The sequence below is a fragment of the Myroides sp. A21 genome, assembly GCF_000807225.1.
Lineage (GTDB): Bacteria > Bacteroidota > Bacteroidia > Flavobacteriales > Flavobacteriaceae > Flavobacterium > Flavobacterium odoratimimum.
Window position 1 is genome coordinate 2962515 of the sequence record NZ_CP010327.1, and the last position, 23794, is coordinate 2986308.

Here is a 23794-nt window from a genome sequence, read left to right on the forward strand (position 1 = left end):
CAATTTTATACGAATGGTGTAGTAATAGGTGCTAAAATAAATTATAATTCTGTAGGCTATCTTAGAACAGTCAAAATGACAATTTAAGTAAACGTCTTTGTTATGAGCCTGTTATTCGAGGTGATTTAATGGAGCCATTATGAAAAGGATTATTTGCTTATGAAGTATTCATTAGAAATAAGATAGAAGATAAAGGGGTAGAAGAGTAAAATGGTCGTTTTTAGGAGTTCAAAAACAGAATATACTTGTTTTGATTTATAGAAGGATATTTTACATTTGATAAGTCATTAATACACGTAGAAGAAAATGCAAAGTAACCATTTTGTCGATAGATTATTAGAGGATTTACAGGATAGCGTAATTTATAGAACGCTAACAAAAGGGGAAGAAATTCTTCAATTGGGGGAAATTTGTGATTATGTTGGAATTGTCCGCAAAGGAAGCTTGAGGATGTATTATATAAATGCAGAAGGGGATGATGTATCTTTTGCATTTTATCTGTCTAATCATATATTTACTAACTATGAAGGTGTGTTGACTAGTGTACCATCCCAATTAACCATTGTAGCTACAGAGGAGACAGATGTAGAGCTAATCCGTAAGTCAGATCTCTTTGCGTATTATGAAACATCTATAGAAGCACAATTACTAGGTAGAAGAATGGCAGAGTTGATTTTCTTAGAAGCAAAGAAAAGAATAGATTTTCTCTTGTTCTTAAACCCAGAACAACGCTATTTACAGTTGATAGAGAGTACTCCTGAGGTGTTTAAATGTATTCCACAAAAGTATATCGCAAGCTATATAGGAGTGAAGCCTCAGTCTCTATCTCGCATTCGAAAAAGAATAAACGAAAAGGGATATTAACTTAAGTGAATGTTTTAAAGAAAGGGAAGGATGAACTTTGCAATCATAATATTTAATAGATGATAATGAGTTTAGAAATAACGATTAAGATAGTGAATACCCTTATTTTTTCATTCCTATCAGGTATACATATTTATTGGGCGTTCGGTGGAAAATGGGGATCAGTGGGAGTACTTCCTACTAAAGATGGAGAGCGAAAACTTAATCCTTCACCTGTAGGTACTTTATTAGTGGCGAGTGGCTTAGCTGTGTTTGCAGGAGTTAGTCTAGGTGATGTATCAGCCTATAAATGGGTTTATTTGGTTATGGGAGTTCTATTTGGATTGAGAGTAATAGGAGATTTTAATTATGTAGGGGTATTTAAAAAAGTGAAAAACAGTGTATTTGCTAAAAAAGATACGACAATCTTCATTCCTCTTTGTTTTTATTTGTCACTTAGTAATATATTTTTATATATGTCCTAAAAATCAGTGAATACAAGTGTTAACTGATATAAATCAGTTGATTTCTGATTTAAAAATACGTATTTTGGAAATGTTTTCTAAATAGAAGAAACACCTTAGATGTTTAATTATTTTCAAGCATTTTTAATATGAAATATGTATCAGCTTCAGAAGCCGCTAAAGTCGTAAAATCAGGAGACCGAATTTATGTACATGCCGCTGCTGCAACTCCTAATATATTAACCAAAGCAATTAGTGATAGAGCAGAAGAACTGCGCAATGTAGAGTTCTGTCATATTCATACAGAAGGAGCAGCTCCTTATGCTGATCCTGCCTTGTCAGAGAGCTTTCACGTGAATTCTTTCTTTATTGGTAAGAACGTTCGTCATACTATTGCCGCTGGTAATGGTTCTTATACTCCTGTTTTTCTTAGTGAAGTACCTAATCTGTTTCGCAAAGGTGCTTTAAAAGTAGATGTAGTTCTTATTCAGGTATCACCACCAGACGAACACGGTTTTTGCTCATTGGGAACATCAGTAGAAGCTACTGTTGCCGCTATGGAGTGTGCAAAAGTAGTAATCGCTCAAGTGAATAAATATATGCCGCGTACTTTCGGGGATAGTGTATTGCACATATCTAAGATAGATATGGCGGTAGAACATCACACTGCTATCTATGCACAGAAACAGGCTGTTATTACGGATACGGAAGCGCTAATAGGAGATCATGTAGCTGCTCTGATAGAAGATGAGAGTACATTGCAGATGGGGATAGGTTCTATTCCTAATGCAGTGTTGTCTAGACTTACTAATCACAAGAATTTAGGATTGCACACAGAGATGTTTTCTGATGGTGTAATTGATTTAATAGAGAGTGGTGTAATTGACTGTTCTAAGAAAACAATAGCGAAAGGAAGAGCTCTAGCGACTTTTTTAATAGGATCAGAACGTTTATATAAATTTGTGGATAACAACCCGTTTATCGTAATGAAGGAGTCTAGTTATGTAAATGATACTGCTATTATTCGTCAGAATCCAAAAGTAGTTGCGATTAACTCCGCATTAGAGGTAGACTTAACAGGGCAGATTTGTGCTGATTCTCTAGGAGTACATATGTATTCTGGAGTAGGAGGACAGATGGACTTCGTGAGAGGAGCTTCTTTGAGTAAAGGTGGAAAGGCAATTATAGCCTTATCATCTACTAGTAATAAAGGGCATAATCGTATCGTACCTTTCTTAAAACAAGGAGCGGGCGTGGTGACTACTCGTGCCCATGCACAGTATATCGTTACAGAATATGGAGTAGCAGACTTATATGGTAAAACGTTGAAACAACGTGTTACTGCAATGGTGGAGATTGCTCACCCTGATTTTAGAGAAGAAATTCTCAAAACTTATCACGACAGTATCAAATAGTTTTTATAATTGATTACAAAAGAAAATCAGCGTCATAATTGGTTTTCTGACCTAGAGCGTTATCGCTATTAAGGGTATTTCCTATAGTTAACAATTATTTGATTTGTGAGAATAAATAGGAATGAAAAAGCCATTACAAGTGTAATGGCTTTTTTATATTTACTTTCTTTTATATCCGAATAATTCTTTTTCTTGGATGATTTTAGAAATACCTTCTGGTAATTTGTCTTCCCATCCATTTTGATTTTGTTGTAGCAACTTCAGAACATCTCTTGAGAAGATAGATAAGTGATCTTTTTCATAATCTTCGATATCGATGATTTGGTTGTTCTTTTTGAAGAATTTATACAACTCTTTAATATGTAAGTCTACTTTTAGATTAGTAGAGTCTACTATTTGTTCTTCGTTACCTATCATTGGGTATAGGTAGATCTTCATTGTATTTCTAAATAGCTTTCCTAGACCTTCTAATATACCTCCTGTAAGATGAGTGTAGTATTTCTCTTCAAAAATATTTAATAAGCTACTAACTCCCATTGCTAATGCAATCTTCTGATCAGTATATTTAGAGAAGTATTCTGTAAGTTTATAATATTCTTGGAAATTAGAGATCATTACAGTTTGTCCAAGAGAACATAATAAGTCTGCTCTATCTAAGAAGTCTATTTCGTCTAATGAACCTTCTGCTAAAAGGTTAGACAAGGTAATTTCAAAAACAACTTTAGTGTTTTCTTTAGCTAAGTTGTTTTGTGTCATGAATTTGTCTAAAGACTTCTGATACATATCCATATTAACGATAGTAACAGGTCTAAAACTACCTCTAAGTGCTAGTATGTTTTGTTTGTACAAAATGTTAGCTGCTAGTTCACTACGTCCACTAGGACTGAACATTACAGCGTCAGTCATTCCATTTTTAACTAACTGTAAGCTCATTAATCGATTATCTACTGTCTCAAAGATAGGACCAGAGAAGTTAATACTATCGATTTCGATTTGATCTTTATCTAAGTGGTCATAAAGACTGTGAATTAGTTTTTTAGCGTCATGGTGTTGGTAGAATGCACCATAAATTAGGTTCACACCTAAGATACCTAAAGTCTCTTGTTGTAGTTTAGAATCTGTCTCTTTGAACTGTATGTGTAGTACTATCTTGTTATACGCTTGGTTAGAAGCTGTTTGAAACATAATACCTACCCATCCATGCCCTTTGTTTTTCTTAGCGTAGTCAATTGTTGCTACTGTATTGGCATAACTAAAGAAAGTCTTGTTAGGATTCTCTTCGCGTATTAATCTTTCTTCAATTTTTCTTGTCTCATAATCAAGCATTTTGATTAGGCGACTTTCTGTAACATAACGTCCATCTTCTTCTACAGAATAGATAGCGTCACTAAATACTTTATCATAAGCGGACATCGCTTTGGCTACTGTTCTAGAAGAACCACCAGCTCTAAAGAAGTGACGGACTGTCTCTTGTCCTGCACCAATTTCTGCAAATGTTCCGTAAATATCGTTGTTAAGGTTGATTTTTAGTGCTTTATCTGAAATGGCAGGGTGATGTTCTATTACTCTATCCCCATTTAGTACTAAATCTTCAGCAAAGTTTTTCATGAATTAGCTATTTTAAACAAACCTAACAAATATCGTACAACAAAAAAAGATAAACCGTACTTTTGTGGAAAATTTATGTCATTTTGGAAGTATATTTTTTAGGTACGGGTACTTCACAGGGTATTCCGATAATAGGTATAGATCATCCAGTAGCTCACAGTATAGATCCGAGGGATAAAAGGTTGAGAACATCTGTATTGGTTAAGTGGGATGAACACACTATTTTGATTGACTGTGGGCCTGATTTTAGACAACAAATGTTGACTGCTGGGTGTAGTAAATTAGATGCAATATTCTTTACTCACGAACATGCTGATCACATCGCAGGATTAGACGAAATAAGACCATTAACTATCTTGCATGGCTCGTTGCCAATCTACGCTCAAGAAAGAGTAATAAAAGCCTTAGAGAGAAGATATGATTATATTTTTACCAAAGAAGATAGATATCCTGGGGCTCCTAGTGTAGAAGAGCATAGTATTACTTCACAAGATACCATTATGATAGGGAAGAAGACTATTATTCCTATTGATGTAATGCATGGGCCTTTGCCTATATTGGGGTATAGATTGGGAGATTTAGTCTATATCACAGATGCTAAGTACATCACAGACGAAGAGGTTGAAAAGATCAAAGGATGTAAGGTTTTAATTGTAAATGCTTTGCGTATTAAGGATCACCCTACTCATTTTAGTTTAGAGGAGTCGCTTGCTTTTATTGATAAAATAAAACCAGAGAAAGCTTATTTAACTCATATAGCACAAGACTTAGGTTTTCATAAAGATGTAGAAAATATACTTCCAAAAGATGTATATTTGGCGTACGACAATTTAAAAATCACTATATAATTTATTATCACATTATGAAACATAAAGCTTTCTTTTACCTATTCCTTTTTTCACTTGTAATTCTTGTTCTTCTATATGCCAATAATAAGAATATGTATAAGATGGAGGGGAAGAAGATAGAAATAGCTCATAAACGCATTGATATTGTTCGAGATTCATTAAAAGAAGTTACTAAGGATTTTAATGAGGCAAATTATTTTTCTATCGAATACAATGAAGATGCACAGGAGTATTTTAATTACAAAACAATAGATCAATCTCTAACTTCTATAAAAGAAGAGGTATTAGCTTTAAACCATCAAGATAATGGTAATCCATTAGTTCCTTATGGAGTGATTAATGGAGAGAAATGTGTGATTAATAAAGTTAAAGTTCTAAATCATAGATGGATAATTGCAGATTTTTATGCAGGAGCTGTTCATGGAGAAGTTTTAATTAAGTATTTTTACACAGAGGGTAAACCTACGGAGTTTAAGACCATAGATACTGTTATGTATGCTACTAAGTAGTGTCGTCTAATATAAAAATAGAGTAGTATGAAAAAGTCAATAAGTTTGTTTGTTATATTGTTGCTTACCATGACGTCCTGTGATTTCATCTTGAAAGATAATAAAGATGATAATGAAAAAGGAATGGTCATAACAGACGGAAGTACTGAGATCGTAACGCTGGATGAAGATGATGAAGTATTGGGGTGTGCTTATTCAGCTGGATATCGTTGGAGTGAGTTAGAGAATAACTGTATTCGTATATTCGAGATAGGTTTTAGACTTAATCCAATAGGGTTAGAAGAGGATACAACAGAGGATAATGCTTTAGAGGATAATAGCGTTAGCTGTTTTGTTACTTATGCTAAGGATAAGAAGAAAGCAGAAATATTCTTACCAAATCATAAAAAGGGGATTGTTCTAGAACTTACTAAAGATAAGAGTGCTTATATCAACGATGGTTGGGAATTATCTAATGAAGGGATGGTTTTAAAGCACAAAGGAGAGACTGCCTTTACAGCGGCAAAGACTATAGAATTAAAAATCATTAACTCTGACCAACCAGTAGAGGAAGATGTTCATGAAGAATAAAACATAATCAAGTTATGTATAAAAAAGTAAGGCTAGTGTATAACACTAGCCTTACTTTTTTTTATTGCTCTTCTAAAAGGAATTCTTTGAAATCTCTGAAGTTTAGTGGATGTACTCCATGTCCTACAGGGTATTCTTTATAAGTGTGCTTGACAGCTAAACTTGTAAGAATCGTAGGTGTTCTTCTTGCCCAATCAATAGGTATAACCTGGTCAACTGTTCCATGAGAGGCAAATAACCTCAATTTACTTAAGTTGTTTTCTTTATAGTTTTTTGCAATGATATTTTCATTGAAGTAACCACTTAAAGCAACTACTTTATTTACCTTTTCAGGATAAGATAAAGCGATAGCATAGCTAAGTATAGCTCCTTGGCTAAACCCGACTAAGTTAACATTGTTTGCATCGATAGGGTATTTTGCTACAAGCTCGTCAATAAAACGTACAATTAAATCTCTAGATTCAATCGCTTGGTTATCATCTGAGAATTTGTTAGCATCTGCATCAAAGGTAATAGCGTACCAAGCATATCCGTAAGGAGGTACTGTGTATGGTGCGCGTGCAGATATTACATAGTAGTCATCTGGTAATTCAGGAGCGAAAGAGAATAAGTCTTCTTCATTGCTACCATATCCATGTAATAAGATAATTACTGGGTTTTTGTCCTTTATTACTTTAGGCTCTTGAATTAAGTATGAAATTGAAAGTGATGTATCCATAATTAAGCTGATAATTTGTCAAACCATTTTTGGAAATATACGCCAATTTTTGGTAATGGCTTAATTTCACCTGTTACAGCACCAATAAAGCTATATGTCCAAAGAGAAATAAAACAAAAATAGAAAGGAGCAGAAATAAGCCAAGTATCAAAGTTACTTGCCATTGAACCTAGGGCAAGAAAGAATAAGGTTAGACCAAATGCTTGCTTAATATAAAAACCAGAGAATCTATTCTTTGGTTCAAGGTTCATAAATATTGCGATTAAAGTTCCTAAGATAAAAATATGGGCAATAGCTGCCATTGTTCTACCTGTTTCAATTTCCTTTTCGTTAAAAGTCTTCAGCATTATGTATATTGATTAATTTATTTTAGAGTTTTTTTGTCTCCGTTTACTACTCCGTATACTTCACCATTCATTGGATGGTTTAAGAAAGCAGAGTTTTTAGATTTTGACAAGATGTTTTCTTTTGTAAAACTGTATTCTTTTGAAGGATTAAATAAAGTGATATTTACTTTATTACCTTCTTTGATAGATGGTGTGTCTATTTTGAAGATAGTTCTAGCACTAGTCAGCTTATCTACTATAACTTCTAAAGGTAGTACTGTATTCAGTGCAGCAAATGCTGATTCTAAACCAATAGTTCCATTAGAAGCACTGTTGAATTCTAGTTTTTTGTGTTCAATGTCTAGCGGGTTGTGCTCTGAAGTGATACAGTCAATAGTTCCATCTAGTACTCCATTGATCAAAGCTTGTCTAGTAGCTTCGTCTCTTAGTGGAGGATATACTTTAAAACGAGTATCGAAGTCCGCTAGTTTTTCATCTGTCATAGTTAATAAATGAACAGCAGTACTACAAGTAACGTTTAACCCTTTTGATTTTGCTTCTTTGATTAACTCTACAGATTTTGCAGTTGATATTGTAGGGAAGTGTACTTTTCCTCCAGTATATTCTAATAAAAATAGATTACGTGCTATTTGTAACTCTTCTGCCAGTGTAGGGATTCCTTTTAAGCCTAGTTTAGTGCTTTCTACGCCTTCATTAGCTACTCCTTTACCTTTTATGCTATTATCTTGTGAAAAGGCGATAATTAGCCCGTCAAAGTCTTGCACATATTGCAGAGCAATTTTTAGTACATTGGCGTTTTGAATAGGTTTTTTGTAATCACCAAAAGCAATAGCTCCTGCATTTTTCATGTCAAATAACTCTGCTAGGTCTGTTCCTTCTGATTTTACTGTAAGTGCTCCAATAGGAAATACCTCTGTGGTCTGTCCAAAAGCTTTTTGTTTAATAAAACTTACTATACTTTGTGAATCAGTGATAGGGTGGGTGTTAGGTTCAACTGCAATCTGTGTAAATCCACTTTTAGCAGCTACTTCTAAACCGTGAGCGATATTCTCTCTTTCTTCGAATCCTGGCTCTCCTAAACAAACAGAACTGTCAAACCAACCTTGAGAAACGTGTAGGTTATCATACTTGATTTGTTCGAATTGGTCATTTTCTATTTGATTAGCGATTTTAGTAATAAGGCCATTTTCGACTTGAATGTCAACTGTCTGGTTGTGAAATGGGCTAGTAGGATCGATTACTTTTGCAGCTTTTAAAATGATATTCATTTTCTGTGAAGTAGTTTTTAATTAGTGATGTGTTGTTATTTGTACAAAAATAGGTTTTATTTCTATTTTATCATATTTACAATTCGTGAAAAAAGAGCAAAAAAAATACATCCCTTAATTGGATGCATTTTTCTTTTTTGAAGCTAATAGCTTAGAATTGTCATAGCAATCATTTAATGCTTGATAAATCTGGAAGTCTGTAGCGGTATAGATAAATTTATCAGTGTAATTACAGTTTTGAAGAGACTTTACGATATCCTCTCTTGTGATTTCTAATAAGCCACAAACAATCTCTCTGTCATATCTGGTCTGCATTAAAGCAATCATGTTCTGATCTTCTTTAATAGCTTCGATTTTCTTAAGTTTTTTATCTTTTCCTTTAAATAGGTTGTACACAGCATCAACAGGGCTAAAGAAAGTACCCATAGCCGTACCATAATAAGGAGTTTTATTTTGTCTATAGAAGTCAAACTGCATTTTTTCGTTTAATTCAATTAGTTTGGTATCCACTTCTAAGTACCCAGTTAAGTCAAATTTCTTAATAAGAATTTCGTCTAGTTCTATTGTGTTTTCTGTAAAGTAAATCTTTAGATTCTCGTTGTTTAACCAATCGTTGGTTACTTTAAGTTTAATAGGGATATAGCCAGGGTAGGATAGGTGTATAGAATCATTAAGATTGGCTTCTACTGTGAAAGAACCATCTCTCTTACTGATTGTACCTTTGACTTGGCTAATATTGATGACATTCACATCATCTACTGGCAAAAATGATTTGTCATTTAAAATAGTTCCTTTAACACTAGTGCGATCTTGAGCCGCTACAGTTAAAACAGAAAGTATTATAAATAAAAAAACTGTAAAATTTCTCATACTTTTTAAGATTGCCTAAAAGTAAAAGATATTTTACAGTTTTGTATGCTATTTTAAAAAAATTAACAAATTAGTTTCTTCTAGTTCTTCTAGATGAATCTCCTTCGCTACTTCTTCTAGATCCGCGTTCGTTACGAGGAGCTCTTTCTGATGATCTGTCTGATCTTCTTTCTCCACGTCCTTCAGATGATGATCTATCCGATCTTCTCTCTCCACCTCTGAATCCTCCTTCAGATGATCTATTAGATGATCTTCTTTCACCACCTCTAAATCCACCTTCAGATCTTCTTTCTCCACCTCTGAATCCACCTTTACGGTTGTTATGGTCACGGCGTCCACCGTTTCTACCACCATCATTGTTAGAGATTTCAACATTCACACGGCGTCCTTGGTATTCAAGACCGTTTAATGTTTCCATTACTTTTTCAGCGTGTTCAGCTTCAGTATTGAAGAATGAGAAACCATCTTTTACATCAACTTTGAATAAGTCATCACGACCTAACTCTAAAGTATCACGTAAGAAATCTTTTAACGTCATCCAGTCTAGGTTATCTTTAGCACCTAAGTTAACGAAGAAACGTACTGCTCCATCTGTAGGAACTTCTTTAGAATTGTTTCTTCCAGCAGATACACTAGATAAGCTGTTAGAAGCTTTTTGGTAGTATTCTAAGAATCTATTAAACTCAACAGAAACTACTTTTTTAATGATTTCTTCTTTGTCGAAGTCTTTTAATAACTCAGTAATTGCAGGTAAATAAGCTTCAATTTCTGTGTTAACTTCTACTTCTTTAATTCTATTGGCTAAGTGGAATAATTGAATTTCACAAATCTCAATTCCAGATGGAACTGGTTTCTCTTCAAATTTAGTTTTGATGATTCTTTCGATTTGTTGAATTTTTCTTAATTCACTTTTCGTTACGATAACCATAGAAGTACCAGATTTACCAGCACGTCCTGTACGTCCACTACGGTGAGTATACGTTTCGATTTCGTCAGGTAATTGGTAGTTTACTACGTGAGTAATGTCATCTACGTCGATACCACGAGCAGCAACGTCAGTAGCTACAAGCATTTGTATCTGTTTACCACGGAATGATTTCATTACTGCGTCACGTTGAGCTTGAGATAAGTCTCCGTGTAATGCAGCAGCGTTGTATCCATCCTCGATAAGTTTTTCAGCAATAGATTGCGTATCTCTCTTCGTTCTACAGAACACTACAGAGAAAATATCTGGATTGGCATCTGCTAAACGTTTAAGCGCTGGGTAGCGATCTCTAGCAGATACTAAATAAAATTCATGACTTACATTAGTGTTACCTTGGTTTTTATGACCTACAGTAATTTCTTCTGGAGTTTTCATGAATTCTCTTGCGATGCGCGCAACCTCTTGCGGCATAGTAGCAGAGAATAACCATGTGTTTTTTTCTTTTGGAGTATCCGCTAAAATAGACGTGATATCCTCATAGAATCCCATGTTAAGCATTTCATCTGCTTCATCTAGGATACAGTAATTAATGTTTTTAATGTTAACCATACCACGGTTAATCATGTCTTGCATTCTACCAGGAGTAGCGACGATAATTTGTGCTCCACGTTTTACGTCTTTAGCCTGTTCTGTAATGCTAGCCCCTCCATAAACAGCTACTGAATGAAGTCCTTTTACATACTTCGAGTATTGTTTGATTTCGTTTGCGATTTGCAAACATAACTCTCTAGTCGGCGATAAGATAAGACCTTGTGTATTCTTATTAGAAACGTCTATCTTCTGAATCAAAGGAAAACCAAAAGCTGCGGTTTTCCCAGTCCCCGTTTGGGCTAACGCAACAATGTCGGTATCTTTCTCTAATAGTAATGGAATCGCCTTTTGCTGGATCTCTGATGGATTTTCAAATCCCATATCCTTGATCGCAGATAAAAGAGATTCATTTAATCCTAATTGTTCGAAATTGTTCATATAAATATTAAAATAGCCGCAAATATACTACTATTCAAATTATAATTGTAGTTATTGCAGGTTTATTATTCGAAAATAATTTAAACGCTTGTTTTGAGCGTTTTTTTTAAAGATAATGTAATGAAGTATCTTCCTTATTATAGTTTTTATTTTGCTTAAAAGTGTCTATATCATGAGTGTTGTATCAAGATAGTTTCTTTTTACTCTCTTTGTATATCTTTCTTTTATTTAACAAATAGCAAGAGTGGACTTATTCTAGCTTTATGGTATTTAATTCACTTTATTCTTAATAAGTCATTCAGACATAGCGAAAAGTATGCCGAAAAGTTCAAGATATGCAAAAAAGTGGGGAGTAGTAGATAAGAAAAGTAAGTATTTATGTTTTGAGAAATAAGAGAAATATCAAAGATTCTAATGAAGGATAGGGGAGTAACTAAAAATATGCTCTGAAATGGTGTATAAACCATAAAGAGCATATTTAGATAAATTTTATTGGTCGCAGACGGTAGTTAAAACTATGCACTTTAGTGCATTTAGCTTTCAGCTTCTAAAAACCTTTCACAATATTGGTTGTTGTTATTTGTGAATTGGTTATCTAGTGCATTCTGAAATTACGATATTTTAAAAGTTAGTTTTAAGTAAAACTACTAAGTTCTGTATTTCCACACAGGCAGACTTTAGTCTGCTTTAACAAACTATGGACTTTCAGTCCATAGTGGTTTATTCTCCTGCTGCTATGATTTTTTTGATAAAAAGTCGACTAATTGGCGTACAGCTTTTCCTCTATGGCTAATAGCGTTTTTTGCATTGATATCGATTTCAGCAAAAGATTGGTTCATTCCATCTGCTACGAAGATTGGATCATAACCGAATCCTTCTGTACCTTGTCTCTCTCTTAATAGCTGACCATCTATAATACCAGTAAAGTAATACGTTTCTGTATGTAGGTTTAGGCAAATTACTGTTTTAAAGTTAGCTTTTCTGTTATCTTCTTTTTGAAGTACCTCAAGCAATTTATCTATATTGTCATTGTCATTTTTTTGTTCTCCTGCATAACGAGCTGAGTATACTCCTGGTGCACCGTTTAAAGCATCTACTTCTAATCCTGAATCATCAGCAAAACAGTCATATCCATAATGTCTTTTGACAAAATCAGCTTTTAGTTTAGCGTTGCCTTCTATAGTATCAGCTGTCTCAGGAATGTCGATATTACATCCAATATCTTCTAAACTTAAGATTTCAATTGTATCAGGTAATTGATTTCTAATTTCTTTAATCTTGTTTTTGTTGTTTGATGCGAAAACTAATTTCATAAGTGTTGTGTGTTTTAGCTTATATAGTTCCAGATAGTGGTTTTACTATTTAGAATGTTTAATTTATTTTTGATTCTTTGGTTTTCAGGTTCTTCTAGTGTAGGGTCTTCTTTTAACAGCTGTACAGCATGATGTCTTGCATAAAGCATAATCTCTTGATCCTTGACAATATCAGCTATTTTTAAAGGAAGGGTACCACTCTGTTGAGTTCCCATAATATCACCTGGGCCACGCAATTTTAAATCTACTTCTGAGATTTCGAAACCATCATTAGTACGACACATCGTTTCCATTCTGATCTTAGAGTCATTACTTAGCTTATCTCCTGTCATTAGGATACAATAACTCTGTTCTGCTCCACGACCTACACGTCCTCTAAGCTGATGTAGTTGTGATAATCCAAAGCGCTCTGCACTTTCGATAATCATAACGGATGCATTAGGCACATTCACTCCAACCTCAATCACAGTAGTGGCTACCATAATATTTGTCTCTCCTTTAATGAATCTGTCCATCTCTCTATCCTTTTCTGCAGGAGTCATCTGTCCATGAACAATGCTGACACTGTATTCTGGTAAAGGGAAGTCTCGTGATATGGCTTCATATCCTTCCATTAGGTTTTTATAGTCTAATGTTTCGCTTTCATCTATTAAGGGATAGACGATATAAACTTGCCTTCCTTTGGCAATTTCTGTTTTTAAGAAGTGCCATACAGCTAAGCGTTTACCTTCGAAGTAATGATTAGTTTGTATTGGTTTACGCCCTGGTGGAAGTTCATCAATAACAGAAATATCTAAGTCTCCATATAAACTCATAGCTAATGTACGAGGTATCGGTGTAGCAGTCATGACCAACACGTGGGGAGGTAATTCATTTTTGTGCCATAGTTTAGATCGCTGTTCTACTCCAAATCGGTGTTGTTCATCAATGATAGCTAAACCTAGATTTTTAAAGATAACTTTATCTTCAAATAAGGCGTGTGTACCGATAAGTATATGTAGCTCTCCAGAAGCTAATTCTTCGTGCAATACACGTCTCTCAGCCGTTTTAGTAGATCCTGTAAGTAATTTTATCTTTAGCCCTAAAGGTTCTCCTAGTTCTTTAATCCCGACATAATGTTGGGTTGCTAAAATTTCTGTAGGAGCTACGATACACGCTTGGAATCCGTTGTCTAATGCTAGAAGACAACTCATAAAAGCAACTATTGTTTTTCCAGATCCCACATCTCCTTGTAAGAGGCGATTCATTTGCGCTGGAGCACCTACATCATTCCTGATTTCTTTCAAAACTCGTTTTTGAGCTCCAGTAAGAGGGAAGGGGAGGTGTTCGCTATAAAAAGTATTAAAGTAATCGCCTACTTTCTCAAAAGGGTATCCTTTAATTTTGTCTTTTCGTGCTATGTTTTTAATCAATAACTGTAATTGAACATAGAATAATTCTTCAAACTTTAGTCTAAATTGAGCCTTATTCAACATATCCATATTTTTAGGAAAGTGGATATTAATTAAGGCTTCTTGCATCGAAATCAAGTTGAGCTTTCTCTTGAATTCATCAGATAAGGTATCTATAAAGAGAGGATGTGTCTCTTTGACAAGTTGCATCATCATCTTGATGATAGACTTATTAGATATTCTTGCTCCGAATTTTTCAGTAGAAGGATAGACAGCTTGCATTGCGTTAGCAATGTTTTTCTGATGTTCTTCTAATAAATCTAGTTCAGGGTGCGGCATAGAGAAGGTATTGTTAAAGCTATTAAGCTTTCCAAATGCCACATAAGGAGTATTTAGTTTTAAATTTTCTTGTATCCATTTGTATCCTTGAAACCAAACTAATTCTATTTGTCCTGTACCATCTGTAAAGGTTGCGACAAGGCGCTTTCCTCGTTTTTGTTCTACAGTTTTGATATGGATAATTTTACCGACTATCTGAACTTCACTATTGTTATTATAAAGTTCATTTATTTTATAATACTGTGTTCTGTCGATATATCTGTTTGGGTATAGGTGTAGTAAATCTCTATAGGTGAATATACCTAGTTCGCGTTTAAATAAGTCAGCGCGCTGTGGACCAACTCCTTTAAGGTATTCTATAGGTGTATCAAGTAGATTCTTAGACATATTATTCAAAATAAATACACGGCTAAGATACGAATTAGAAGCCCTTCGGACAATTAAGAGTAAATATTTAAGGGGAATTGCTATAGATTTTAGCGGAAGCTAAGATTGTACTTAGGTTAAAAGAATAAAAAAGCGAGCCTAAGCTCGCTAGATATTATTTTTTAGTTTTAGAAATTTCTTTTACTAGAATGTATTTGATAGAAGATGCATCAGCTGGTGGGTTTTCTACTTTTTCACGTTTTACTTCGATTACATATTCATATCCTTCTTCATAGTTAAATCCTTCGATTCCTCCATACATATTTAACCATTCGTCAGAACCTTCTTCTTTGTACTGCATACATTTCATTGGTGCTACACCTGTACAATCTACTAGTTTAGAAGCAATCGTATAAGTTACGTTACCTAATTCTTCTTTAGGTGTTGCTTCGGTAGACTCAATAGGAGTTGTAGTTTGTTCTGTTGGCTCTACTGCAGGAGCTGTAGTTCCTGATTCTCCATCTTTTTTGCAAGAGGTAAATGATAAACCTACAACAGCAGCTAATAATAAAATCTTTTTCATGATAAATGCTTTTTATTTATATCAAATGTACAAAAAATATTTTTTTTGAAGTAAAGTACTCAGAATAATTAAGTTTTAACGATAGTTCGATTAAAAGATTCTAAACATTATTGTGTGATGGAACTGTATTAGAGCAATATCAATATGTGCGAGTAGATTAAAGTAGCAACAGGAGTTAAAATTTTTAAATGAATGTATGAGTTTTGCTTTTGCCACTTATGAATAAAAGAAGAGCGCTTAGCTTGCAGTTCCTTGCGGATTCCTTGGAGATTCCTTGAGGTTTTCTTGCCTAGAGAGCCTTTTTGTCGAAGAAAGGTGCAAGAAACCCTCAAGCAATCCCCTAGAAGGTCAGAACAAAACGACTCTTGGTTTATGAATAGACGCTGTGGAGAAATAGATTTTTTGCGTACTTAGTTTAGAAAGATGTATCTTAGAATGTAATATAAAGAGTAGGAGATGGTATAAAAAAAGCCTCACTAAAAGTGAAGCTTATAAAGTGGGCGATGAGGGATTCGAACCCCCGACCCCCTCGGTGTAAACGAGGTGCTCTGAACCAACTGAGCTAATCGCCCGAAATAGGATTGCAAATATAAAGATGTTTTTAAATAATGCAATGCCTAATGTGAAATATTTTTACATTTTTTCAATATCGTAAAGTACAATCTTATCTGTGTAGTTTATGACTTTGATTAATATGTTTTCATTTTGTTCATTTCTGCCTATAATGACATAAAGTTTACCTTTCTCAAAGTCAATATTACTTTCTGAAAAGTTCACATCTCCATATTGTAGAGATTTACGGATGTCATCGTTAGATACCCAACCTTCTTTAAACTTAGCTTCTACTGTCTTTGAATAAGTAACTGGTTTACTTCTCAAATCTTTTAAAACCCTACAATTAGGTAAATAACAAAATTCTGTTTTCTTCTCACCGAAGAAATAAAATAAGAACATTCCTCCTATAAGTAACCCAAATAAATAGTATGCTAAACGCTGTGTAAACTTCATTTCTTAAAAAATTTACACAAAAGTAGCAATTCAATACAGTAAAACTAAAGATTTATAAAATATTTAAAAGGTGAAAAGGTGAATGTCTTTATAATCAAGGTTAAACCATTCCGCAACATTTCGATTGGTAACTAATCCTTTATAACTATATATACCAGATTTAATGACGCTTTCACAGTTCACAGTACCGTCTAAATCACCACAATCTGTGTATTCTAATAATAAAGGTGTGATAATATTGCTAAGAGCCATGGATGCTGTTCTACTATATCTAGAAGTGATATTTGGTACTCCATAGTGTATTACACCACTTTTTATAATGGTAGGATGATCATGGGTAGTTAATTCGGATGTCTCGAAACACCCTCCTGTATCAATAGATACATCTATAATTACAGCACCATTTTTCATATTATCTACCATAGACTCACTTACTACTATAGGTGCTCGATTTTTACCTCGTATTGCACCGATAGCAACATCACATCTCATAAGAGCTTTGTGTAATATTTTTTCTTGGATCGTAGAAGTAGAAATTCGTTGCGATAGGTTGTTCTGAAGCCTGCGCAGCTTCTGTATAGAATTGTCAAATACTCTTACATTTGCTCCCATTCCTATAGCAGTGCGAGCGGCGTTTTCGGCTACTAGTCCTGCTCCGAGTATAACTACCTCAGTGGGAACTACCCCAGCGATATTCCCAAATAATAATCCTTTACCATTATTAGTTGTGGTCATCAGTTCAGAAGCTATCAGGATAGATGCGGTACCAGCTATTTCACTTAAAGCACTAACAGCAGGATAGGTTCCATTCTCATCGTGAATAAAATCAAAGCCAATAGCAGATATCTTTTTTTTAGAAAGGGTCTCGAAATACTGTCTAGTTAGTGTTTTTAATTGGATAGTAGACCATACAACTGTGTATGGTGCCATTAGTTTTACTTCTTCTAGAGTAGGTGGAGCAACTTTAACAATGACAGGACAACTAAAAATTTTCTTTGTATCACTAGTAAGTTCGGCTCCTGCTTTGCTATAATCTAAATCAGAATAGTTAGCGGCTTCTCCTGCTCCCTTTTCAATAAGCACACGATGCCCATAGGTACTTAAAGTCTGTACTGCTTCTGGAGTGATACAGATTCTTTTCTCTATCAGGGTATTTTCTTTAGGAACTCCTATAAAAAGTTCACTTTTCTTGCGCTCTACCATCAGACATTCCTCTTGCGGAATTAAGTCTTTCATTGAAAAAGGAGTTAAGGTTGCCATTCTGTTTCTGTTTATTAATTATTATTCAAAATCAGTTTTCTATCACCATTTTCTAAAATAGAAATTTCTATTGTAGCATGTTCGTCAGGAATAATATGAGGAGTCTTTTCAGGCCATTCGATAAAGCACCAATGATTAGAATCTAAATATTCGTCCATTCCCATATCATAAGCTTCTTCTTCTGAGTTTAAACGATATAAGTCAAAGTGATATACTCTGTCTTTAGAAGTTGTAGAATGATACTCATTCACAATAGAAAAAGTAGGACTACTCGTCATGTCTTCTACACCTAGCTGTTTACTTATTTCTTTAATAAGTGTGGTTTTTCCTGCCCCCATTTGTGCATCAAATAATACGATGCGATGTTTTAACTTACTTAATATATCAGTAGCTACTTCTTGAATTTGATTTAAAGAAAAAACTATCTCAGTCATTGTTATACTTTTGGATTTAATACTATAAATGGAACGATCATTTCTTCTAAAGAAATACCTCCATGCTGGTAAGTGTTTCTAAAATAAGCTGCATAATAATTGAAATTATTCTGATATGCTAAGAAGAAATCATTCTTTGCAAAAATAAATGAACTACTTACATTAATGTTAGGTAATTGAACTTTTTTTGGATCTTTAACATGATAGACATCTTTAGCCTCAAAGGTCAAGCTCTTACCTGTTTTATATCTAAGGTTTAAACTAGTGTTTTTGTCTCCAATAACTTTAGAAGGATTTTTACAGTTAATTGTACCATGATCTGTTGTAATGATTAACTTATATCCAAGTGCCTGTGCTTGTTGAATTATTTCAAACAAAGGAGAGTTTCTGAACCAACTAACAGTAAGTGAACGGTATGCTTTATCGTTAGAAGCTAATTCTTTAATTACTTCCATTTCAGTTTTAGCATGAGATAGCATGTCCACAAAATTGTATACTATTGTGATTAGTTTATTGTCTTTTAAAGCCTTGAAATTATCAGCTAATTTTCTTCCTTCTTTTAGATTGGTGATTTTGTGGTATTCATTCTTAATATTTAATCTCAATCTTTGTAATTGATGTTGTAGGAATTCATTCTCAAACAAATTCTTTCCTCCTTCATCCGTATCATTCTTCCAATATTGTGGAAGTTGTTCAGACATTTCTAGAGGTGTCATTCCTGAAAATATAGCATTTCTAGCATACTGTGTAGCAGTAGGTAAAATAGAGAAGAAGCTGTTCTCGCTCTCTACTTTATAGTGATTTGTTACGATTGCTTCGAATGCTCTCCATTGATCATACCTTAAGTTGTCAATAACAATAAAAAGTAATTTAGAATCTTCTTTCTTTAATTCAGGAGCAACCCATTTTCTGAATATTTGATGAGAGAAAACAGGACTGTCTTCAGGATCATTAATCCAGCTCTCATAATTTTTTTCTACGAATTTGCCAAACAAACTATTAGCTTCAGTTTTCTGAGAGTCTAGTATATTGAATAGGTTTTGATCTTCAATGTTTTCTAACTTCTGTTCCCAATAAAGCAATTTTCTATAAATAGAGATCCAATCTTCATAATCTCTAGCTTGCATTAGATCCATTGATATGTTTCTAAATTCTTTTTGGTAACTAAGAGAAGATTTCTCGGAGATTAGACGAGAGTCATCTAGGTTTTTCTTTAGTGAAAGTAGGATTTGGTTAGGATTAACAGGTTTGATTAAGTAATCAGATATTTTAGCACCAATTGCTTCTTCCATGATATACTCTTCTTCACTTTTAGTAATCATGATAATCGGAGTATTGCTTTTGATGGTTTTAATTTCATTTAAAGTCTCAAGACCAGAAAGTCCAGGCATATTCTCATCTAAGAAAACAATGTCGTATTGGTTCTCTTTAAATAAATCTATAGCATCTTGTCCATTAGTACAAGTAGTTACGATATAGTCTTTTTTTTCTAAAAATAGGATATGAGGTTTTAATAAATCCACTTCATCATCCACCCATAATATATGAATTTTGTTCATTGTAGTTGTTTTAGTATCTCTAAAAATATTATTAATTATAATAAAAAGAGATTTTAGATTAAAATAGTATTGATAAATATAGGAATGAATTTCCGTATTACAATAGTTAACGATATTTTTGTGATTGTATTATAAAAAATTATAAATGTATTTTTCGTTCATTATTCCTGTTTACAATCGACCAGACGAGGTGGATGAGTTATTGGAGAGTTTGACAAAGCAAACATATAAGGAGGCTTTTGAAGTGGTAATTGTAGAGGATGGGTCTAAAGAAGATTCGCGTGCTGTTGTTAGTAAGTATGAGGATAGACTAGAGATATCTTATTATTATAAAGCGAATTCTGGGCCAGGGGCTTCGCGCAATTATGGCATGGAACGAGCAAAGGGAGAGTACTTTATTGTATTAGACTCCGATTGTATTATTCCACAAGAGTATTTAACTACAGTGGATCAGTATCTCAAGGAAGAGTATGTGGACTGTTTTGGAGGACCCGATGCGGCGTTAGCGAGTTTTAGCGATGTACAGAAAGCAATAAATTATTCTATGACCTCTGTTCTAACTACAGGTGGAATAAGAGGAGCTAGTGAACGTATAGGAAAGTTTCAGCCAAGAAGTTTTAATATGGGAATTTCAAAAAAAGCTTTTTTAGCTAGTGGTGGTTTTGGTAAAATACACCCTGGAGAAGACCCTGATTTGACAATTAGGTTATGGAAGTTAGGATTCGATACTCAGTTGTTTAGTAAGGCCTATGTTTATCACAAAAGGAGAATTGATTGGAATAAATTTTTTATTCAGGTCAATAAGTTTGGAAAGGCACGTCCGATATTAAATCAACGTTATCCTGAAACGTCAAAGATAACATATTGGTTTCCAGCTTTATTTATGGCAGGCTTATTGTTAAGTATTATAATGACATATTATACATTTGTTTTTATTTTATGTTATATCTTTTATTTTATGTTTGTTTTTTTAGGTTGTTTAATAAAAGAGAAGAATTTTAAGATAAGTTTATTAGCACTTGTGGCAATTTTTATACAATTTTACGGCTACGGTATAGGCTTTGTGAAATCTAGTTATATTTTATTTGTAAAAAGACAAGAAGCAGAAGTCGGAATGCCAGAAATGTTTTTTAAATAATATATAAGGTATGGCACTTATAGTTGGACTAACTGGAGGAATAGGCAGTGGAAAGACCACTGTAGCTAATATGTTTGCAGAAGAGGGGATTCCTATTTATATAGCAGATGAAAGAGCTAAACAGATTATGGATCGGGCTGATGTAGTGGAAGCAGTACAATCTATCTTTAAAGAAAACGTTAAGATAGGAGAGGTGTTAGATCGCAAAAAAATAAGAGAAATTGTTTTTGATAATAAAGAATTACTAAATCAATTAAATCAAATTGTACACCCAGAGGTTAAGAAGGATTTTGAGCGTTGGAAGGAGGAAAATGACGCTTTTCCGTTTGTAATTAAGGAGAGTGCAGTTCTTTTTGAAAATAATTTGAATAAACAATGTGATTTAGTTATCTTAGTTACAGCTCCTGAGGAAGTACGCTTAGCCCGTGTAATGGCAAGGGATGGAGTATCTTTAGATAACGTTGAAAGTATTATGAGGAACCAATTGAAAGATTCTGACAAAATACCCTTTAGTGATTATGTTATTACTAATATTAATAAAGATTTGGTAAAAAAAGAGGTGAAAATGATAATTAATGATATAATAATCAAAATTTAAACAATTACCATTGTTAATTTTATGTTAATCGCCGTGTAGAGTATTTTTTTTAATGTTAATTTTGAAAAAATAATGAGTAAGGTCAAATTTCGACTTTTAGTAGGGATAATGAGTTTTTCTCTTATAGGAATAATCATTGTTCAAATGTATTGGATAGTTAGCTCTTATAGAAATAATGAAGAGCAGTTTAAGTATCATGTACAACAAGTATTAGGAAATGTAGGTAGTGGACTACAACAAAATGAAGCTACGGAGTTTTATAGAATGTATAATCAACTTAAAGATAGTATAGGAACGCCACCTAAACAAAGTGAGTTGAAACAATATTACATAGTAGAACGAAATCCTACTACTAATGAACAAATAGTATACTCGAATATTTTAGTCTTAGAAGATTATAATATAAAGAGTTCGTTCTTTGATAAGAAAGCAGATAGTTTAAAAGTCAAGAATTTCGTTTCAAAACGAAAAACAGAGATTTATAAAGGAGATGATTTAGATAGGAGTAGTCTTAAGCAAAATTATCCTGACGAGGTTATAGAACAATCTGGTAATCTAGATATTTTAGATAAAGCACAATTTGATATTTACTTTAAGGATATTGTTGCTCTAAGAAGTATAGATGAAAGGATTTCTAAAGCTAAATTGAGAGAGCTCTTAGAGAAAGAGCTTAAACAATATGGGGTTAATGCTAAGTTTGAATTTGGTATTTATAACAAAGGGTTATCAACCAAGATTAAGTCAGAAGATTTTATTTATGAAGAAGGTTCTACTTATGGAGTGCCAATCTTCACAGATAATGAGAATAGAAGTAAATACCAACTGTATATTACTTTCCCAGAAAAGAGTAAGTATTTATTCTCTTCGTTAATAGGGATAACACTATTGTCAATTTTGTTTACGATGGTTATTATCGCAGCATATTTGAATGCGATTAATCAATTGATTAAACAAAAGCAAATATCTGAGATTAAGACAGATTTCATTAACAATATGACTCATGAGTTTAAAACGCCTATAGCTACAATTAATTTAGCTTTAGATGCAATTAAAAACCCAAAGGTTATAAATGATCCAGAAAAAGTTGATCGTTATTTGAAAATGATTCGAGACGAGAATAAAAGAATGCATGCGCAAGTTGAAAATGTTCTTCAAATCTCAAAATTAGAACGACGTGAGTTTAATGTAGACAAAGAAGCAATGGATGTCCATGAAGTGATAGAAAATGCTGTAGATCACGTAGGATTAATTATTCAGGATAGAGGAGGAGAAATAAACTTGAACTTAGATGCTCGTAGAAGTGATGTGTTAGGAAATGATTTTCACTTTACTAGTGTGATAGTAAATATTTTAGATAATGCTATCAAGTACTCTAAGGATGTGCCAATTATAGATGTGTATACTGAAAATGTAAAAGATTTTATCTTAATCAAAATTCAGGATCACGGTGTAGGAATGAGTAAACAGGCTCAGAAGAGAATCTTCGACAAGTTTTACAGAGAGCACACAGGTGATTTACACAACGTAAAAGGTCATGGTCTAGGACTAGCATATGTTCAACAAATTGTAGAGGTACACAATTCTCAAGTTTATGTTGAGAGTGAAAAAGGAAAAGGAAGTACCTTTATTATAAAAATGCCATTAATAAATTAAATATAACATGGAAACAACAAACAACAAAAAGATTTTATTAGTAGAAGATGATCCGAATTTCGGTGCAATCTTAAAAGATTATTTAGCCATCAATGATTTCGAAGTTACTTTAGCTAAGAATGGAATGGAAGGATTCGAAAAATTCAAAAGAGATACTTTTGATTTATGTATCCTAGATGTTATGATGCCTTATAAAGATGGATTTACTCTAGCCAAGGAGATCCTTGATAAAAATAAAGAGGTGCCTATCATTTTCCTTACAGCGAAGTCAATGAAAGAAGATGTATTGAAAGGTTATAAAGTAGGAGCTGATGACTACCTAAACAAGCCATTCGATTCTGAAGTATTATTAATGAAAATCAAAGCGATTATTCATAGAAAATCGTCTGAAGTTAAAACAGATAATACGAAGTTCGAATTCCAAATTGGTAAATTCCATTTAAATTCTAAGTTGAGATTCTTAACTTTTGAAAATGATGAGCCAATTAAATTATCTCCAAAAGAGAATGAATTGTTAAAGATGTTAGCAATTTATGAAAATGATTTAATGCCACGTGAAGTAGCGTTAACTAAGATTTGGAGAGATGACAACTATTTCACTTCTCGTAGTATGGACGTATACATCGCTAAATTAAGAAAGTATCTTAAATTAGACGAAACAGTAGAAATCTTAAACATTCACGGAGAAGGATTTAGACTTGTAGTGAAAGAAAAAGAAGAAAATAATTAATTAAGCCA

Annotated in this window: 23 protein-coding genes and 1 tRNA gene; 10 read left to right on the forward strand and 14 right to left on the reverse strand. The window is 33.4% G+C overall.

Annotation, left to right across the window (positions count from 1 at the left end; translation table 11 throughout):
* Nucleotides 1–306: 306 nt before the first annotated feature.
* The 3 genes from MYRA21_RS13270 (at nucleotide 307) to MYRA21_RS13280 (ending at nucleotide 2722) form a co-directional block, all read left to right on the forward strand.
* Nucleotides 307–864, forward strand: coding sequence for a Crp/Fnr family transcriptional regulator (locus MYRA21_RS13270; protein WP_039329360.1), 558 nt, complete (start codon nucleotides 307–309; stop codon nucleotides 862–864).
* Between the two features lie 65 nt (nucleotides 865–929).
* Entirely contained in the window at nucleotides 930–1328 is a 399-nt protein-coding gene (locus tag MYRA21_RS13275; RefSeq protein WP_039329362.1) for a DUF3995 domain-containing protein, read from the forward strand.
* Nucleotides 1329–1456: 128 nt separating this feature from the next.
* Nucleotides 1457–2722 carry an acetyl-CoA hydrolase/transferase family protein gene (locus tag MYRA21_RS13280; RefSeq protein ID WP_006263451.1) on the forward strand — a complete coding sequence of 422 codons (1266 nt, stop codon included), beginning with the start codon at nucleotides 1457–1459 and terminating at the stop codon, nucleotides 2720–2722.
* A 159-nt stretch (nucleotides 2723–2881) separates the two neighbouring features.
* On the opposite strand, the gene MYRA21_RS13285 is transcribed toward MYRA21_RS13280, so the two are convergent.
* Nucleotides 2882–4330, reverse strand: coding sequence for a hypothetical protein (locus tag MYRA21_RS13285; RefSeq protein WP_006259068.1), 1449 nt, complete (start codon nucleotides 4328–4330; stop codon nucleotides 2882–2884).
* 62 nt (nucleotides 4331–4392) lie between these two features.
* On the opposite strand from MYRA21_RS13285, the gene MYRA21_RS13290 reads away from it, so the two are divergent.
* From MYRA21_RS13290 to MYRA21_RS13300, 3 genes are read left to right on the forward strand one after another with little or no spacing between them, the layout of a single operon-like run.
* Nucleotides 4393–5178 carry an MBL fold metallo-hydrolase gene (locus MYRA21_RS13290; protein ID WP_006259067.1) on the forward strand — a complete coding sequence of 262 codons (786 nt, stop codon included), beginning with the start codon at nucleotides 4393–4395 and terminating at the stop codon, nucleotides 5176–5178.
* A gap of 14 nt (nucleotides 5179–5192) precedes the next feature.
* Nucleotides 5193–5687 (forward strand): hypothetical protein, encoded by a 495-nt coding sequence (locus MYRA21_RS13295; RefSeq protein WP_006261055.1) that lies wholly within the window; start codon nucleotides 5193–5195, stop codon nucleotides 5685–5687.
* Between the two features lie 27 nt (nucleotides 5688–5714).
* A complete protein-coding gene (locus MYRA21_RS13300) occupies nucleotides 5715–6257 on the forward strand; it encodes a hypothetical protein (protein ID WP_006259065.1) in 543 nt (180 codons plus the stop codon).
* A gap of 61 nt (nucleotides 6258–6318) precedes the next feature.
* Here MYRA21_RS13300 and MYRA21_RS13305 read toward each other — a convergent pair whose 3' ends face one another.
* From MYRA21_RS13305 to MYRA21_RS13365, 13 genes are all read right to left on the reverse strand, one after another.
* Nucleotides 6319–6975 carry an alpha/beta hydrolase gene (locus MYRA21_RS13305; protein ID WP_039329367.1) on the reverse strand — a complete coding sequence of 219 codons (657 nt, stop codon included), beginning with the start codon at nucleotides 6973–6975 and terminating at the stop codon, nucleotides 6319–6321.
* Nucleotides 6976–6977: 2 nt separating this feature from the next.
* The gene (locus MYRA21_RS13310) at nucleotides 6978–7322 is read right to left on the reverse strand and encodes a hypothetical protein (protein ID WP_006259063.1); all 345 of its coding nucleotides are present in this window, start codon (nucleotides 7320–7322) and stop codon (nucleotides 6978–6980) included.
* 17 nt (nucleotides 7323–7339) lie between these two features.
* Nucleotides 7340–8590 carry a dihydroorotase family protein gene (locus MYRA21_RS13315; protein ID WP_006263454.1) on the reverse strand — a complete coding sequence of 417 codons (1251 nt, stop codon included), beginning with the start codon at nucleotides 8588–8590 and terminating at the stop codon, nucleotides 7340–7342.
* Between the two features lie 114 nt (nucleotides 8591–8704).
* A complete protein-coding gene (locus MYRA21_RS13320; RefSeq protein ID WP_006259061.1) occupies nucleotides 8705–9460 on the reverse strand; it encodes a carboxypeptidase-like regulatory domain-containing protein in 756 nt (251 codons plus the stop codon).
* 70 nt (nucleotides 9461–9530) lie between these two features.
* Nucleotides 9531–11414, reverse strand: coding sequence for a DEAD/DEAH box helicase (locus MYRA21_RS13325; protein ID WP_006259059.1), 1884 nt, complete (start codon nucleotides 11412–11414; stop codon nucleotides 9531–9533).
* Between the two features lie 734 nt (nucleotides 11415–12148).
* Complete coding sequence (locus MYRA21_RS13330; protein ID WP_039329370.1) at nucleotides 12149–12727, reverse strand: non-canonical purine NTP diphosphatase; 579 nt, start codon at nucleotides 12725–12727, stop codon at nucleotides 12149–12151.
* A gap of 14 nt (nucleotides 12728–12741) precedes the next feature.
* Entirely contained in the window at nucleotides 12742–14844 is a 2103-nt protein-coding gene (recG, locus tag MYRA21_RS13335; protein WP_006259057.1) for an ATP-dependent DNA helicase RecG, read from the reverse strand.
* Between the two features lie 154 nt (nucleotides 14845–14998).
* Nucleotides 14999–15406, reverse strand: coding sequence for a DUF4377 domain-containing protein (locus tag MYRA21_RS13340; protein WP_006259056.1), 408 nt, complete (start codon nucleotides 15404–15406; stop codon nucleotides 14999–15001).
* A 497-nt stretch (nucleotides 15407–15903) separates the two neighbouring features.
* Nucleotides 15904–15978: transfer RNA gene (locus tag MYRA21_RS13345), tRNA-Val, on the reverse strand.
* Nucleotides 15979–16039: 61 nt separating this feature from the next.
* Nucleotides 16040–16414, reverse strand: coding sequence for a DUF4258 domain-containing protein (locus tag MYRA21_RS13350; protein WP_006259055.1), 375 nt, complete (start codon nucleotides 16412–16414; stop codon nucleotides 16040–16042).
* Nucleotides 16415–16477: 63 nt separating this feature from the next.
* Entirely contained in the window at nucleotides 16478–17674 is a 1197-nt protein-coding gene (locus MYRA21_RS13355; protein ID WP_006259054.1) for an alanine dehydrogenase, read from the reverse strand.
* Between the two features lie 14 nt (nucleotides 17675–17688).
* Entirely contained in the window at nucleotides 17689–18108 is a 420-nt protein-coding gene (gene tsaE / locus MYRA21_RS13360) for a tRNA (adenosine(37)-N6)-threonylcarbamoyltransferase complex ATPase subunit type 1 TsaE (protein ID WP_006259052.1), read from the reverse strand.
* A 2-nt stretch (nucleotides 18109–18110) separates the two neighbouring features.
* A complete protein-coding gene (locus tag MYRA21_RS13365; protein WP_006259051.1) occupies nucleotides 18111–19667 on the reverse strand; it encodes a PglZ domain-containing protein in 1557 nt (518 codons plus the stop codon).
* A gap of 145 nt (nucleotides 19668–19812) precedes the next feature.
* Between MYRA21_RS13365 and MYRA21_RS13370 the strand changes: the two genes are divergently transcribed.
* The 4 genes from MYRA21_RS13370 (at nucleotide 19813) to MYRA21_RS13385 (ending at nucleotide 23786) form a co-directional block, all read left to right on the forward strand.
* Complete coding sequence (locus MYRA21_RS13370) at nucleotides 19813–20805, forward strand: glycosyltransferase family 2 protein (protein ID WP_006259050.1); 993 nt, start codon at nucleotides 19813–19815, stop codon at nucleotides 20803–20805.
* 10 nt (nucleotides 20806–20815) lie between these two features.
* Complete coding sequence (gene coaE, locus MYRA21_RS13375; RefSeq protein ID WP_006259049.1) at nucleotides 20816–21403, forward strand: dephospho-CoA kinase; 588 nt, start codon at nucleotides 20816–20818, stop codon at nucleotides 21401–21403.
* 144 nt (nucleotides 21404–21547) lie between these two features.
* Entirely contained in the window at nucleotides 21548–23056 is a 1509-nt protein-coding gene (locus MYRA21_RS13380) for a sensor histidine kinase KdpD (RefSeq protein WP_006259048.1), read from the forward strand.
* A gap of 7 nt (nucleotides 23057–23063) precedes the next feature.
* Nucleotides 23064–23786 carry a response regulator transcription factor gene (locus MYRA21_RS13385; protein WP_039329376.1) on the forward strand — a complete coding sequence of 241 codons (723 nt, stop codon included), beginning with the start codon at nucleotides 23064–23066 and terminating at the stop codon, nucleotides 23784–23786.
* The last annotated feature ends 8 nt before the right edge of the window (nucleotides 23787–23794 follow it).

What these genes read in the sequence shown, in the direction of transcription:
- MYRA21_RS13270 (WP_039329360.1), top strand. Translation starts at nt 307, where the DNA reads ATGCAAAGTAACCATTTTGTCGATAGATTATTAGAGGATTTACAGGAT.
- MYRA21_RS13275 (WP_039329362.1), top strand. Translation starts at nt 930, where the DNA reads ATGAGTTTAGAAATAACGATTAAGATAGTGAATACCCTTATTTTTTCA.
- MYRA21_RS13280 (WP_006263451.1), top strand. Translation starts at nt 1,457, where the DNA reads ATGAAATATGTATCAGCTTCAGAAGCCGCTAAAGTCGTAAAATCAGGA.
- MYRA21_RS13285 (WP_006259068.1), bottom strand. Translation starts at nt 4,330, where the DNA reads ATGAAAAACTTTGCTGAAGATTTAGTACTAAATGGGGATAGAGTAATA.
- MYRA21_RS13295 (WP_006261055.1), top strand. Translation starts at nt 5,193, where the DNA reads ATGAAACATAAAGCTTTCTTTTACCTATTCCTTTTTTCACTTGTAATT.
- MYRA21_RS13300 (WP_006259065.1), top strand. Translation starts at nt 5,715, where the DNA reads ATGAAAAAGTCAATAAGTTTGTTTGTTATATTGTTGCTTACCATGACG.
- MYRA21_RS13305 (WP_039329367.1), bottom strand. Translation starts at nt 6,975, where the DNA reads ATGGATACATCACTTTCAATTTCATACTTAATTCAAGAGCCTAAAGTA.
- MYRA21_RS13310 (WP_006259063.1), bottom strand. Translation starts at nt 7,322, where the DNA reads ATGCTGAAGACTTTTAACGAAAAGGAAATTGAAACAGGTAGAACAATG.
- MYRA21_RS13315 (WP_006263454.1), bottom strand. Translation starts at nt 8,590, where the DNA reads ATGAATATCATTTTAAAAGCTGCAAAAGTAATCGATCCTACTAGCCCA.
- MYRA21_RS13320 (WP_006259061.1), bottom strand. Translation starts at nt 9,460, where the DNA reads ATGAGAAATTTTACAGTTTTTTTATTTATAATACTTTCTGTTTTAACT.
- MYRA21_RS13325 (WP_006259059.1), bottom strand. Translation starts at nt 11,414, where the DNA reads ATGAACAATTTCGAACAATTAGGATTAAATGAATCTCTTTTATCTGCG.
- MYRA21_RS13330 (WP_039329370.1), bottom strand. Translation starts at nt 12,727, where the DNA reads ATGAAATTAGTTTTCGCATCAAACAACAAAAACAAGATTAAAGAAATT.
- recG (WP_006259057.1), bottom strand. Translation starts at nt 14,844, where the DNA reads ATGTCTAAGAATCTACTTGATACACCTATAGAATACCTTAAAGGAGTT.
- MYRA21_RS13340 (WP_006259056.1), bottom strand. Translation starts at nt 15,406, where the DNA reads ATGAAAAAGATTTTATTATTAGCTGCTGTTGTAGGTTTATCATTTACC.
- MYRA21_RS13350 (WP_006259055.1), bottom strand. Translation starts at nt 16,414, where the DNA reads ATGAAGTTTACACAGCGTTTAGCATACTATTTATTTGGGTTACTTATA.
- MYRA21_RS13355 (WP_006259054.1), bottom strand. Translation starts at nt 17,674, where the DNA reads ATGGCAACCTTAACTCCTTTTTCAATGAAAGACTTAATTCCGCAAGAG.
- tsaE (WP_006259052.1), bottom strand. Translation starts at nt 18,108, where the DNA reads ATGACTGAGATAGTTTTTTCTTTAAATCAAATTCAAGAAGTAGCTACT.
- MYRA21_RS13365 (WP_006259051.1), bottom strand. Translation starts at nt 19,667, where the DNA reads ATGAACAAAATTCATATATTATGGGTGGATGATGAAGTGGATTTATTA.
- MYRA21_RS13370 (WP_006259050.1), top strand. Translation starts at nt 19,813, where the DNA reads ATGTATTTTTCGTTCATTATTCCTGTTTACAATCGACCAGACGAGGTG.
- coaE (WP_006259049.1), top strand. Translation starts at nt 20,816, where the DNA reads ATGGCACTTATAGTTGGACTAACTGGAGGAATAGGCAGTGGAAAGACC.
- MYRA21_RS13380 (WP_006259048.1), top strand. Translation starts at nt 21,548, where the DNA reads ATGTATTGGATAGTTAGCTCTTATAGAAATAATGAAGAGCAGTTTAAG.
- MYRA21_RS13385 (WP_039329376.1), top strand. Translation starts at nt 23,064, where the DNA reads ATGGAAACAACAAACAACAAAAAGATTTTATTAGTAGAAGATGATCCG.